This is a genomic window from Acidicapsa ligni (genome assembly GCF_025685655.1).
Classification (GTDB): Bacteria; Acidobacteriota; Terriglobia; order Terriglobales; family Acidobacteriaceae; genus Acidicapsa; species Acidicapsa ligni.
Genome location: NZ_JAGSYG010000002.1, coordinates 305,505 through 320,661, shown reverse-complemented (window position 1 = coordinate 320,661; position 15,157 = coordinate 305,505). Strand labels below are relative to the sequence as shown.

Below are 15,157 nucleotides of genomic sequence, written 5' to 3'. Positions count from 1 at the left end.
TCATGGTTTCGCCGCCAATTTATGGTTCATGACGCCCAGGGCAAGAGGAGCTACCACCGGGGTTGCAACGCCGACATATTCCACCACGGTGTTATTAGCGAGCAGCACCCAGACATTGCCTGAGCCATCCACGGCAGCTCGTAGAGTCCCAGCCGCCAGCTCGGGAGAGAAATAAGATATGGCGCTCGTATAAGCAGAACTAGTGTCAATAGGAAGCAGGCCCGGCGGAACAAGGTTTACTTCATCGCCACCGGCACCAGGAGCCCATACAATCCCGGCACCATCGATCGCGATGCCTCCGGGACTATTCAGATAGAGGCGATTATTCTCGGAATCGGTACCGCCTGTTGGAAGAATCGCCCCATCCAGAGTCGCTCCTCTGCCTGCGTAGGGCGGGATCTTATAGAAATTACCAGGCGTTACGACCCAAAGATCGCCTGCACCATCCGCAGCCATCTGTGGCAGGACTGGCCCATACACTCCATCGACAATCAACTGACCACCAGGATTTGCCAGTTCAGCAACCAGACCCTGGCTGCCATTCGCTGGACCAGCCCCAAGCCAGACATTGTCAGAGCTGTCGATGTCCACGGTGGTGAGGTTAACGACGCCGGAGTTCGTGAAGCCTCCACTCGGCGAGACCGGCACGCCAAAGCTGGTGAACTCATCGACTCCGCCGCTGTCACTGATCCACAGATTGCCCAGTGCATCGATGGAGATATCATTGCCACCATCAGGCACACCTGCGTAGGGGCTGCCCGGTACCGGTGTGCCAAGGCTGGTTAACTCGGTAAGATTGCTGCGGCCAGAGACCCACACATTGCCCATCGCATCGATGGCGATAGGACCTCCACCCGCAGAGAATCCAGCAGATGGAGAAAGCGCGGCGCCTACCGAACTCCACTCGATAACACTGCCTGCATTCTGATCCGTAATCCAGAGATTACCCGCGGCGTCTTCAGCAAACGAACCCACCACACTTGTGCTGGATAACCCTCCGCCAGCGGTGTAGTTCAGCGACAGCGACCAGTCGACCGGTCTCGCCGCAAGAATAGGCTGGAATGGAGAATCAAGTGTCGCCAGGCTGAATAGAGAACCCGTCCCGTCTCCCGCGCCCCTGTCCAACCGATAGCCATAGTTATTCGAGATCGGATGCTGCGCAATGTTGAAGGCAGCCTGCAAAGTATCAGCCGGCGCGACGGAGCCATTGAATGAGCCGGTACCGAGCAGATTCGTATCGTAGAACAACAGGCCGCAGACGCTTCCATCCCCCACCTGCCCGCCTGGGCTTGTCGCGCAGGTATTCAGAGCATCGGCCAGAGTATTGATCTGCACATAGGGCACCGCTGCATTTCCTGATGGAACCTCGAACCTCGCCTGGCCTGTAGATATGTCGGCCAGATTACTCGCCGCGGTAAACGCATTCGCAAGACCGGATAGATTGCTGCTGCTCGCTCCGAGATAGAGATAACTGCTGTTTCCCGTAAGAGCATCGTTAGCCGCGAAGGGAGACGTCGCATAAGCAGAGGCAACAGTCGTAACCTCATTCATAATGAAGGGACCGGCACCGATGCTACCGCAGCTTCCTAGTACAGTCATCAGGGCAAGATTCGGATTTGCTTTAAGATTCGGATTTGCATTATTGCCGCCGACTTGCCCGCCTGTGGCAACAAGGTACATCTGGCTGTTCGGCTGCGGGCAGTTATACGCAGGCATGGTAAAGTTGCCCGACTTATCGGTAACAGGCGCCAGAAGTATCTGTGATGCCGCAGACGCATAGCCACTGGTCCCTGCGGCATACAAAGCTACAGAGGCCCCAACGACAGGCTGCGTTCCCGCCTGCACAACACCTTGAAACGATGGATTGCCGGGTATCGAATCAATCGCAAAGGTCGCAGATGTAGCTGCTGCCGGATTTGCATGTGCAGCAACCAGAACGACGACAGAGCCGGATGTTGGGGATTGCGAGGGCGCCGTGTATATAAGAGGCCGATTGTTCTGCCATCCTGTCACCGTCGTCGCTGTCACCGCTGGAACCGCAGGAATCACGGTCGTTGGCGTGGTAATAGCCGGAATCGCGGGCGTTGTTGTGAAGAAGCCACAGCCGTTGCCGCACACCTGCCAATCGACACCGGCATTGGTCGAATCGTTGCTGACAGCGGCAGCCAGATTCACCGTCCCACTTGTCTGAACATGCGCCGGAGCCGTCGGAATGAACTCAATAGAGAGGTTCGTAGACGGCTGAATCACAATCGGAGAGGAAGTGATGGACGCAGTGGGATCGGCAATCGATGTCGCCGTGATCGTCACAGAGGTTCCAGTCGTAGTGACGGGTGGCGCAGTGTATGTGGCAGTCACTCCGCTTGCTGTCTGCAAAGGCGCGATCCAGCCGCAACCTCCTGCGACGCTGTTGCCACATTGCACTGTCCAACTCACTCCTCCCGGCGCAACATCGTTGACGACCGTGGCGCTCACAGCAGCCTGACTCGTTGCCATCAACGTTGCGGGCGGCGCCTTCTGGAATGAAACCGAAGGCGGAGCGGTGATCGTGACGACAGCAACAGCTGGATTCGAAGACGTCGATCCCGCAAAGGAAGCCGTGATCGTTACTGTGCCGCCTTCCGGAAGAGTCGCAGGAGCGGTATAAGTAATCTGCCCCCCAGTTGCGGTATGTGCCGGAGAAAGATTGAAGCTGCCGCATGCCCCTGCAGTACCGCAGGTAGCTGTCCAGTTCACACCAGCACTGCCGCTATTGGGCGTGACGGTGGCTGCGAGAGTAGCCTGCGATCCCACAGACAGAGTTGTAGGCGGCTTGGAAGACATCGTTACAACATTCGTGACAGTCGTAACAATCGTCGCGATAGTCGTAGCAGTCTTCGTTGGATCGGTTGTGGACGCTGCCGTGATTGTCACCGTTCCGCCCGTAGGAATGGAGGAAGGCCCGGTGTAGCTCACCGAAGCCCCACTCGCTGAGTGAGATGGCGACACAGTTCCGCAACTCGATCCTCCGCAGCTGACCGTCCAGTCAACACCGGCCATTGCCGGATCGTTTGCAACCACAGCAGTCAGATGAGCCACATGAGACGGGCCCGAAGTTTGCACATTGACGCTCGCTGGCGAAACGCTGACGCTCACAGGTGTAACCGGCCCGGTTGCTATCGGCGTGATGGTTATCGTTGCGCTCGCAGACTTGCTTGTATCAGCCAGCGAGGTAGCGGTAACTGTAACCGTACCCCCTTCCGGCACAATGGAGGGTGCTCTATAAATCGTGCTGATCTGGATATTCGGGGCTCCAACACTAATCGGAGCTGGGGCACTCGTTATAGAAAATGATCCACAGGCGCTAGATCCGCAGGTTGCTGTAAAGGCCATCCCTGCTCCCGTCGGATCGCCCGTTATCTGCCCCGTAAGCTGGAACGAAGTATTGACCTGAAGCGAATTTGGCGCCGGGTTTGCGAAAGAGATCGTGATAGGCGATGAGATAACAGCCAGGCTCACAGTTTTACTCTGCGAGGGATTGCTGGTCACCGTTGCGGTGATAGTGACCGTATCCCCCAGCGGAACCACCGATGGCGCGGTAAACAGCGTAACTGCTCCATCGCCCGTGTGGGCCGGAGCCAGCGTACCGCATGCGCCATTGGTGATGCTGCCGGTAACAGGATTACCACCGCAGGTCACAGTCCAATCGACACCCGCGTTAATACTGTCGCCTGACGGCATCATGCTGAGCGTCACCGCAGAAGCTATCGCAAGCGAGTTCACCGCATTCGTCCCGCCGTTCGTACTGGCGACCACGATAGAACCAGCCTTTGCTCCTGAACCAGAAACTGGACCGGAACCAATACTGGAACTACCGCAACCGGTAATCAGAATGGCGGATACAACCACGCAGACGGCAGCACACAGATGAACCCGCATGAACCATCCCGGCTCTCGCATACCTCGCCCGGCATATGCAGATTTCAGCGATAACTTTTGAATAAACATTGGCAGCATGCCGAAACGTTTCCTACTTTTTTCCGCTCAGGACGGTGTCATCCTGAGGCTTTCCGTACGCTTCGTTCGCGCCGGCTGTCAGATCGCCCATCGTTGCGGACATCTCGGCGAGAATATTCTCCGCACTCCGCGCAGCAGGACTATTGGTTTGTGTGAGCTCTCTGCAAAGAGCCAGGTTCCTCGCAGCCGCATCCATGAGCACGGGCGCTCCTGTTATAGCTACTGTTGCGGCTCCCGATGCAGGTCGCGATGTAGAGGTCTTATCCACTGACAGAGGGCCTATCGGGACCTCGGCCAGCAATTCATGTTCCTCTTTCAGTGCGATCCGCAGTCTCTCGTGATGGCTGTAAATCAACTCTGCTGACATTGCCGACGCGATAACCGTCTTCTGCTCGTCAGGAAGAAAATGTGCGCGAAGTTCGACAATAGCCTTGCTCTCCTGGCTGATCGTCAATGCACAGTTGAAGAGCTTCTGCGCAAGCACGCTGATAGCGCTGACTCCACGTCCACGCGTCTGTAGGTATATCTCCAGTGGAGATGGCTGGTCCGGCATCGAAGCAGTCTTGATGCTCCTTACGTTTTCACCGGCATCAGGATTGTTCTTAAGCTCATCTACACTTCGGATGGAGACCACTACATGAGGCAGCGTCTGCAGGTGCGCCTGCAGTTCTCGCTTACGCTCATCTGTCTCAACCATGCCCTCTACTTCAATTCCCTGCGAAATCCTGTTGATCTCAATCTGCTCGCCGGTATCCGCATGAAGCTGGTTCAGAATGAGTCTCGCGCCAAGCTCTGTCTCATCGAGCTGATCGGTGTTAATTACTTCCGGCATGCGCGGAAAAGAAAGAACCCGGGCCGGACTCGCTGGCTCCGCACGCAATACACCGCCAATAGGCTCGAACACGCTCGCGTCGATCGCAGTCCACGGCAATATCTTGAAGTCAAGTTCGGCAATCTCTACGGTGTCGTTATCGCGAAAGGCGACCGTACGCTGTACAGGATGAAAGTCCGTATCGCGCACCGTCAGCGATTGCTCTGAGACGGAACCATCGGGAACGGCTGTGGTCAAGCGGAGCAGGTGCCTTCCAGTACGAACGATATGATCCTCGCGTATATGTTGATGGTCATGCCACGTCTGGTAGCCGGACGCCGAAAGAGGTTCATCCCAGTCCAGGCCCGCTCGAACCATCATGCCCCTGAGATGTTCTTCCTTCTCCTCCAGCTTTGCCAGCCTCGGCTGACGCTTTCCCTGTAGATCCCGATAAATGGAACGCTTCATCGTTTGCTTCCGCGTCGTGATTTGAACCGTCTGGTACACGACGCCCACAGCATGGGCAGAGCTGGATATATCCCACTTCTCCGCGCGCACCAGAAGCGTGTTCGAAGTGATATCCGGAGCACGCTGCTGCCACCAGGTGAAGAACGAAATCACAGCCATAAGACCGAGCACCATACCGACGGCCACTGTTGGATTCATAGGGGTAAGCACGGGGAAAGAAACATGTGGAAAGCGAAAAGCCCACCTTCTTCGCGGAGTCTCGCGCTGTATACGAAGTTCAAGACGTCGGGCAAACTCATCCCTTGGCTTTGCCTGCAGCATTAGATCCTCGCTGCTGAGAGCATCGCGATAAAGATCCACCATTCGATCCGCGCGCCGTCCTTCAAGATCTTCCTGGCGAACCCGGCAGTGCCAGCACTTCGCCAGATGCTGCCTGGCGACCAGCCTCTCGGCAAACGGCAACTCGTCACAGAACAAACTCGCTAAACGATCATCGGTGAGATGCTCGTTTAGGTTAGGAATGAAACGTCTTAAAAATCGACTCATCGTTCTACCCACAGATAGCCGCCAGTCGCACTGCCACCTGCTTCACAACAAGAGCTGCCCTCTGCTCGCTTACACCAAGCGCCAGGCCGATATCCTTGTAACGAAATCCCTGTGCCCGCATATGAAAACACTCGCGCTGCTGAGCATTGAAGGTAGATAAAGCAAGATCCATGCGCCTGATCCGCTCTTTCTTCAAATAGCTCTCTTCCGGACTGAGTGCGGGATCGGCACGGTTCTCAATGGCCAAAATACCTTCAGAAGTCGCCCCTGCATCTCGGTCGCTTTTTTTAAGAGCATCGACCGCAAGGTTGTGAACCACGCGCACAATCCATCCCTGCACATTCTCGATGTTCTCTTCCTTTAAAAGCTGAGTCGTCAGCCGCATGAATGTTTCCTGAATCATTTCTTCTGCCTGCTCACGATCAAGCTTCATGCTGCGAAGATAGCGAAATAGCCGCGGCCGGTATTCGTCGTATAGCTTAAGAATTTGTTCTCGCGGATCGATGCACGACGCTCGTTGATCGACACCTCGCTCTCCCTCTTCTGAAACATCCGGATTCTCCGCAACATGCAAAATTCGATCGGCCTGATCCTCCGGGGTGAATTCCTGTCCCCATGCAGTATTGGAATCAAGGCCCTCTTCAATTACCGATGCCGCTTCGTAAGCGATGCTTCTCATTGCCACTCCTTCTCCGCAAACAAGCGCAATATTCCTCCCTGCGTCTTCGGTCCGAAATAAAAACCGGCTCTTTCTCCGGCTCTCGACATGGGAAGCGCGAGAGACCGGGAACTTGCGAAGAAACAGGTTCGAGCCTGTGCTTTGAGTATGTGGAGCGACTGCGACACTCACGTTATCTCTCCGGTGGGTTTCGATGAATTCGTTACGAAGGAACTTGTTTGCTGCTGCACCCGATGAATTCGAGCTGCGAAGGCATGACGCGTACCATGCCTTCGCAACCAGACGGCTAGTTACGGCCGCACACCTATCTCGCCGAATTGCAGTGCGAGGGCCGTGGGCGTAAGCACCGGGGCTCCTATGCCGACATACTTCACAAGCACATTGCCCGTAGTGCCGGGGGCACCCGTATCGGTGTTCAGAACCCACAAATTTCCCGATCCGTCCATAGCCATGCCCGGAACGTAGTTTGTCGTAACAGTCTGGGAGAAATCAGCGTTGATGGTTGGAGCCTCACCGCCGCCGGTTCCCGTATAGCCCGTTGCCGTCGGAGAGATCGACACGCCTGTAGTGGTGAACTCGTCAATCACTCCAGGGGGCATAGACGTTTTCAGATTGTATGGGCTCATCGCAAAGATGCGGCCCAGTCCATCGAGTACCATCTGAGTTCCGCAGCCTCTTCCGGTTGAGAGCATATAGCTGTTGGGCATCGTCCCAGTCGGCGGCGTGGTCTGAGTTGCGGCGAAGACGTTGAGTGTTTGGTTGCCCAGAGCGCCGCAGCCATAGATATTCCCCGCGCCGTCTGCCACCAGCGGCGTGTATTCGCCGGTAGTGCTGACGAGACTAAACCATGGGTCATAAAGAATGGCCCCGGTGCTCTGGTTGATCAAATACATGTCACCGAAGCTGTCGGTATCTTCAGCCCATAGATTGCTGCTCGAATCGAAGACAAGCTGCGCCAGACTTTCGAATCCAAAGGTATCTACCGCGCTGGCGCCATTCCACAACGTGGTGTTGTCGGAGCCGTTAGGCGACAATTGAGTTCCGTCAGGACCATACTCCTGCAGGTAATTTGTATCGCTCTCCCACAGGTTGTTATTTGCATCCACAGCTAACCCCCCAGGGGCATGGAAACCGGAATTCTCAAGATAGCCCTGGAGTGGGACATAAGTAGAAGACAACTCCGAGACGCCGTGGTTGAATCCGCCCACACCCAGCCATATATTCCCTGTTCCATCGATAGCCAGGCCGCTCGGACCGGAGATTGCAAAGGAGCCGCTTGGACCGGTTACAACTGTTGACTGCAACCCGCCATAGAGGGGGAAATCTCCGGCTCCTTGAGGAAGCGCGGTGGTGGCAGGGGTCTGAGGAGCGCCCTGACTGTTGAAGATGGCGAGCATGTTGCTTCCGTTATCCGAGCCAAACCCACTAGTGGCATAGGCTGTGATCAGGATGTTGCCGGAAGCATCGACAGCCAGCCCGTTAGCGAAGACCGGATCAAAGCCACTGGCGGTCACAAGCCCTGGAGCAATGCCGAGGCCACCACCGGTAAAGGTCAGAGCCAGAGTCCAGTCACCCGGCGCCGCACCCAACACAGGCTGGAATGGACCGGAGGCAGGAGCGGCAGTGAAGAGCGTGGCCACATTCATCCCTGGGTTCTGAGCGATGTTCAGAATGGCCTGCAATGTAGTAGTAGGCGCTGTACCCGACGATGGCCCGGAGGACGGCGTAGCTGCCGCGAACAGATCGGTGCAACCTCCGCCGGTCAAACTGGCGCAGGCATTGAGGGCGTTAGCCAATGTATTGATACGTGACTGTGGCACCGTGCTGTTATTCACAATCGTCGGATCGTTCGCCAGCGCCGCAGGATAGTCCGGTGTATGCGCAAGCACCTGTCCGGAAGCGAGGTTCACCATGCTGGAGATGGTCTGGAAAGCATTCGCCAGGCCCTGGTAGTTGCTGCCGGAAGTACCTACATCCGGAGGCGCCACCATGAAGGGCGACAGCGCATAGGCCGAAGCTACGGTAGTAGCCTCATTCATCACAATCGGAGCGGCGACATTCATGCTGTTGCAGGATCCCAGTCCGGCCATGAATTCCAGGCTGGAGTTGTCTCCCTGACCGGCATCGCCGCCCGTTGCGATCAGGTAAAGCAGATCGTTGGGGTTGGCCGGGCAGGTATAGGAAATGCTGAAGGTGCCATCAGCACCCGTACTGACGGAAGCACCCAATGGGCTACCTGTTGCGCCATAGTTGGCCTGGCTTGCCTGGTATAGCTGCACCTGTGAACCTGAAACAGCCGCCGTACCGCTAAGCACCTTGCCCGTGAGCGCCACCGATCCACCTGCCGAGATGGTGATGGTAGCCGAGGCAGTCGAGCTGTTGGCGAAGGTGGGAACTACTGCGATAGCCTGGATAGTCTCCGTCGAAGACACGGTGATGGGGCCGCTATATACCGATGAGCCGGTCGTCGGCGCAGTACCGTCGTCGGTGTAGTAAATCGTGGCTCCGGGAGTCGGATCGATAATGGTTATCGTCTGCGATCCGGCGTAGGTTCCCGTCGCTGGCGTAATGACAGGCGTTGCCGCGACTGCCTGGTTGAAGACAAAGTTCCCCGTTACCACCGGGGCAGCATCGTAGCCATTGCCCACAGTGAGCACCTTGATGGTCGTAGTAGAGGAGATCGGGATCCCTCCACCTGCTTGAAAAATTGAAATGTACATTGGTGAAGAAGTAGTCGGTGTGCTTCCGTCGGTCGTGTAGTACATCACCGGCAGCGGACCCTGATCCTGGGTGAGGGAGACGGTTATCGGGTTTGTATACAAGCCGGTTGTAGGGTTCGGCGAGAACGTGGGTACGTCCGCAGTTCCTAACTCGTAGGTATAGGTACCGTCTGTCTCCTCGCTTGGAGGCTGCCCGGTGACTACCGCGATAGCCTTGAGGGTGAACGGAGCATTTGTCAGATCAACGATGTTGTTGTTCGAAGTGGCTGGGTTACCCGGATAGAGACTTCTCCCGCACGCATCCGCCGGGATCGCCTGCGGTGTGCTGCCGTCAAAGGTGCAATAAATGGTGGCACCAGGCGTTGCGGAACCAAAGTTGATATTCGACGACACTGCATGCAGTATGCCGGGGCCTGGAATGAATATTGGCGCGGCTACGGCAGAGCTGGTAATGGTAAGCGTCGAGCTGGCCACAGCGCTGTCTACATAGCCATTGCCCCCCTCGATCGCTTTGACGGTTGCCGTCGATGGGATCGTGAATGGACCGTTGTAGATAGAGGCGGAGTACGGAATAGCCGGATTAGGCACTGAAGACGGCGCACTGCCGTCGAGCGTGTAGTAAATGACTGAGTTAGGGCTCGTTCCAGTGATGGTCACTGTCTGCGTGGAAGTAAAGTTGCCGGTGCCAGGCGTAATCGTCGGCATAGCAGCGGTTCCTACGTTGAGAGCGAACGTCTGCGTCGAGGCCGGACTGTCGCTAAAGCCGTCGCCACCCGCAATGGCATTGATAGTCGTCGTCGCCGGCAATGTGATCGGCCCGGTATAGAGCTGTGATCCGTGCGTCGGCGGGTTGCCCGGCGCAGTGCTGTTGAGCGTGTAGTAAATACTCGCGCCAGTGGATGTCGTGGCAAGCGTCACCACCTGCGGAGAAGTAGTAAATGAGCCTCCAGTCGGAGTGAAGGTCGGGCTCGCCGCTGGGCCTGTGTTGATGGTGTAAGCAGCAAGAGCGATCGGGCTGTCGGTATAGTTATTGCCCGTCGCGAGCGCCTTGATCACCTCCGTTGCGGAAACCGTAACCGGGCCGCTGTACAACATGGAGGTGTCTGTCGGTGTGCTGCCGTCGATCGTGTAGTGAATGCTCACACCGGGAGATGCGTCCGCAATAGTCACCGTCTGCGTGGAGGCATAAGTACCCGCCACAGGAGAGAACGTCGGCGTTATGGCAGGACCAGCGCTGATCGTGTATGTCACACTTGCAACCGAACTGTCGGTGTAGCCGTTGCCCGTTGCGATTGCTTTGACGGTCTCCGTTGAGGAGACCGTAATCGGACCACTGTAAGTCGCAGAAGAATCCGTCGGCGTACTGCCATCGATTGTGTAGTGGATGATTGAACCCACGGATGCGTCCGCGATGCTCACCGTCTGAGTAGTCGTGTAGGTTCCGCCCACCGGCGAGAACGTCGGCATTGCCGCAGGGCCGGAGGTGATAGAGTACGCAGCGCTCGCAACCGGGCTGTCGGTATAGCTGTTACCCGTTGCGATTGCCTGGACAGTCTCCGTTGACGAAACCGTAATCGGACCGCTGTAAGTCGCGGAAGAATCCGTCGGGTTGCTGCCATCGATCGTGTAGTGGATCGTCACACCTGAAGTCGCGTCGCTGATAGTCACCGTCTGCGCGGATGCGTAAGAGCCAGCCGCAGGCGAGAACGTCGGCGTCGCTGCCGGTCCGGAGCTGATGGTATATGTAGCGCTCGCAGCCGTGCTGTCAGTGAAACCACCGCCCGTTGCGATAGCCTTGATCGTCTCCGTCTTGGAAACCGCAATCGGACTGCTGTACGTCGCGGAAGAATCCGTCGGCGTACTGCCATCGACCGTGTAATGAATGCTCACGCCGGCAGAAGCATCGCTGATGCTCACCGTCTGCGCAGACGTGAAGGTACCGGCCGCAGGCGAGAACGTCGGCGCCACAGCAGGATTCGAAGCAACAGGAGCGATCGTGTACGCCGCACTGGCAACCGTGCTGTCAGTGAAACCGCCGCCCGTTGCAATCGCATTGATCGTCTCTGTCGTCGAAACTGTAATCGGACCGCTGTACGTCGCGGAAGAATCCGTCGGCGTACTGCCATCGATCGTGTAATGAATGCTCACGCCAGCGGATGTATCGCTGATGGTCACTGTTTGCGAAGACGAGTATGTCCCCGCAGCAGGAGAAAATGTCGGCGTTGCCGCAGCAGTCGAAGCGCCACCCTGGCCGATCGTGTAAGCAGCGCTTGCAACTTCACTGTTGCTTAAGCCGCTCGCCATGGCGATTGCAGTAAGCGTCTCTGAAGTAGAAACGTTGATAGGAGCCCCGTACACCGACGAAGAGGTAGTTGGCACACTTCCATCGGTGGTGTAATAAATGTTCGCACCGGGAGTCGCATCGGCAATGGTCACCATCTGCGGTGATGCATACGTAGCCCCGGCAGGAGAGAAGGTCGGTGTCGCCACGGCGTTCAGGTTAATCGTGTAACCCGCCGACGCAACCGCGCTGGGACTGCTTCCCGGCGCAACCGCAAGAGCCTGGAGAAATTCCGTCTGGAAGACCGTAGAAGGCTGGGCGCACTTCGGAGAGGATGTCGTTGGCGTCGTCCCATCCGTCGTGCAATAGAGCACCGCTCCAACTGTCGTATCTGAAATGGTGACCCTCTGCGACGTTGTGTAGCTTCCCGCGGCAGGACTGAAACTCGGTGTTGCGGTTGCATTGCCCGGGGAGGATGACGATGAACCGCCACCGCAGCCCACCATCATGAGTGCTCCCACCAGCGCTATGCCCGCTGCCGCCAGCCGGCTACCAACAATCTTCGACAGAATTCGCACAAACCCTCCAAGAAATACAGCCTGCTTCCCATTTGTCCCCAGCGGCTCATAAACTGCACCGCGGGCAAATGAGACGGAGCATAAGCCCCTCTACAGAAAATGACTTTTGGAGGTATCTGTTCTCAACGAGGAGATGCTGTTTATTTTTTGAAATTGTTTTACAGTGGGATTTTTGTAGGAGGGAAGAACGAGATAAACACACATCGGCGCGTACGCATAGATGCGCTCAACACAACATATGGGTGGGTACAATTGATGTTTTACAGGACCGTTCGCAAAAGCATATTACACCGACATTAAATTCCTCTGCGCCATTCGCGACCAGGCAACTTGAGTGCCCAACTGCGCTCCACACCGCAAACATATAACTCCGCTCGAAGCAGCTTCATCCTACTCGGTGACGGATAACGACAACTGCTTCCACAACACACGCGCTGCCTTGCGGCGTTGCGCACGGAAAGCGCTAACCAAAACAGTCACTCCACTAAAGCTGTGCGTGGAGCGCGTTGAACTCGCCTTTCGCCTGGACAAGAAACCTTGCATCGGGATCCGCATGTGCCCAAAGCATGAAGAAATGCTTATAGGCTTCGATTGCCGAGGTACGATTGCCTTCAGCAGCAAGCGCACGGCCTAAGCCAAGCCAGGAGAGCGGCACCGCCGTAATGATCGGATCTTGCACTGGGCTGTCGATCACCCGGCGATACTCCTTTTCTGCGAGGCCAGCCTCTCCCTTGGCTAGATAGGCATCTGCCCGCATCATGGTGATAAGCGGATCACGCCCTTCCAACGGTCGAATCCGTTCCAGTGCGGCGATGGCTTCGTCAGGCTTGTGATTCGTCATGGCATTGATTGCCTGCACCTCAGGGCCAAGATAATCGTTCCAGATAGTCCCTTGAGGAAACTCGGTCTGCATTGCGCGCAAATCGGATGCAGCTGCTTCAGAATCTCCCACACTGGCCAGGCCAAGGATGCTGTACTGGCTTTTCGGATCGACAGGAACGCTGCGGAAGAGCCTGCGTCCTTCTTCCACCTCCCCTGCATCGATCAGATCGATGCTTTCAGCGCGAACAATTTCATCGGCCGGTGCAGCCACCCCTCTATGACGTATGATCGCCTCGAGTTGCGGAAAAAGACGCCTTGCGTCAGAAAATCTTCCCTCTGCAACCGCGATATCGACTTCATTCTGCCGGATCAAGATCGCATCGGGATGTGCAGCAGCCCAGTCTCGCTGTTTCTGAACGAGCGCCGCATCATGCAGAGCGTAAGCGGATTCAAAGCAGTATCCACGCAGATGATCTGAATCATGGCCTGTGGCAATGGCGCTTTCACAAGTGCTAAGTGCCCCCCGCATATCGCCTGTCTCTAACTGCCCATAGGCCACGTTCCCATAGACGATCGTTACGTCGGGCCTCAATTCCAGTGCGTGCCTGGCGGCGGCGAGTGTTTCCGCATGATGGCCAAGATCACGCTCTATAGCCGACAGATTATTCCATGCCGCGCCAGCGCGCGGATAGAGCTCTGTCCAGGTACGGTAGTTCCGCTCCGCCTCATAAAGGTCCTGTGTCGCTCCGTAGTGATACAGAGCAATGATCGCCAGCCGCGTCGACTCGTTGGCGGAGTCGCGCAAACTGTACGCTTTGAGAATTGCATCCTTCTCCGCAACAGGATCATGCAAAGCTCTAAGACCGGCCGCAAGACCGTAATAAGCCTCTGCAAAATCAGGATCTGCGGCAATCGCCTTTTTCATCAGGTTGGTAGCGTCTTCATACTTGCCCTGATCCGCCAGCGTCGCGCCCAGAGTATATTCCTTCAATGCTTCCAGCGATGATGTATTTATAGAAACAAAGAGCGGAACGTCGAATCGAGCGATACTGCGCCTGGATTCACCCAGCCCATGCCTTAGACCTTCAGCAAGTTTATCGATGCCGTGGGGCAGGTCTTCTGTTGTCGATGCTTCATACTTCGCATTGGCGAGCATCGCGCCGTTGACGCAGCTCGTCGCCTCTTCAGTCAGCAGAAAGTGCTGCCCCAACCGAGCAATATTGCCAAATAGAACCGCCTGGCTATTGGTGCGCTCGCAGACATCTCTTGCAATTGAGGAGGTCATCTCGGCGTCAGGCTTTTGCTTCATCTCCCTCAAGGTTTCGCGAATCCTGGCCGGAGTTACTATGGAGACGAATGGACTCTGTGAGAGATCCGTGCGCAGAGCGACGACCAATGCCTGGTCCAGCACCGCATCGCCCGTGCTTCCAGCCATCGGGGCAATAACAACGTCCACCGGCGCTCCGCTTTCCCTGTCGAGCCAACGTTGCCAGCCAAACCAACCAGCAATACTTAGCACCAGGACCACGAACGATGCGGCCAGCACCCAGCGCCAGCCTATTCTTATTCGGACGCCACGGACGCCCTGATCCGCCCCTGTTTGAACCGACAGCCCCTGCCCATTTTCCTGCTCGTGGACACCGGTTCTAGTCGTGGCATCAATCACAGATGTATCAGGAGCGAGAGACGGCGAAGACGGCGAATCATCCTCCTCTTCCTCTTCCACGGTAATCCTGGTGATCGATTCCGTAGCGCTCAGCACGATCCGCTCAATGCGAGTCTCCGGTTCCCCAACCGGTGCCTCGACCCATTCCTTGATCGGAGCGGTAAAGCGATAGCCGCGACCCGGAATCGTTTCGATGATCTTGCTCCGCGAATCGTGCCGGGACAGAGCCTTGCGCAGCAGGAAGACCTGTTGCGCAAGATTGCTCTCCTCCACGAACTGACCCTCCCAGATCTTCTCGAGCAGCTCGCTCTTGCTGACCACGCGATCCCGATGATCGATGAGGTAAAGCAGCACGTCAAAGCTCTTGCGATTGAGCGCAATCGGCTCTTCCGACCAGCGCATGCTCCAGCCTTGACGATCAATTACATAGCCTTCGAATCGAATGGAGCTTTTTATTTCCAGCAAGATAGCCTACTTGATCTGAAATTGAGAGAGCCTTGATCCGCAGTTGAGGACGAAACCACAAGTCCGATGGGATAACCGAACCATGCAACCGACGCCTAGCAGAGAATGCCAACCGATACCTTGCC

5 protein-coding genes are annotated in these 15,157 nt (G+C 56.4%); all 5 read right to left on the bottom strand.

Annotated features, from left to right (window positions below):
* Complete coding sequence (locus OHL19_RS07695; RefSeq protein ID WP_263357059.1) at nucleotides 1–3,996, bottom strand: hypothetical protein; 3,996 nt, start codon at nucleotides 3,994–3,996, stop codon at nucleotides 1–3.
* A gap of 13 nt (nucleotides 3,997–4,009) precedes the next feature.
* Entirely contained in the window at nucleotides 4,010–5,821 is a 1,812-nt protein-coding gene (locus OHL19_RS07690) for a cupin domain-containing protein (RefSeq protein WP_263357058.1), read from the bottom strand.
* A 4-nt stretch (nucleotides 5,822–5,825) separates the two neighbouring features.
* A complete protein-coding gene (locus OHL19_RS07685) occupies nucleotides 5,826–6,500 on the bottom strand; it encodes an RNA polymerase sigma factor (protein WP_263357057.1) in 675 nt (224 codons plus the stop codon).
* 290 nt (nucleotides 6,501–6,790) lie between these two features.
* Entirely contained in the window at nucleotides 6,791–12,079 is a 5,289-nt protein-coding gene (locus OHL19_RS07680; protein WP_263357056.1) for a beta strand repeat-containing protein, read from the bottom strand.
* 484 nt (nucleotides 12,080–12,563) lie between these two features.
* Nucleotides 12,564–15,032: a winged helix-turn-helix domain-containing protein gene (locus OHL19_RS07675; protein WP_263357055.1), complete on the bottom strand. Its 2,469-nt coding sequence runs from the start codon at nucleotides 15,030–15,032 to the stop codon at nucleotides 12,564–12,566.
* Between the last annotated feature and the right edge of the window lie 125 nt (nucleotides 15,033–15,157).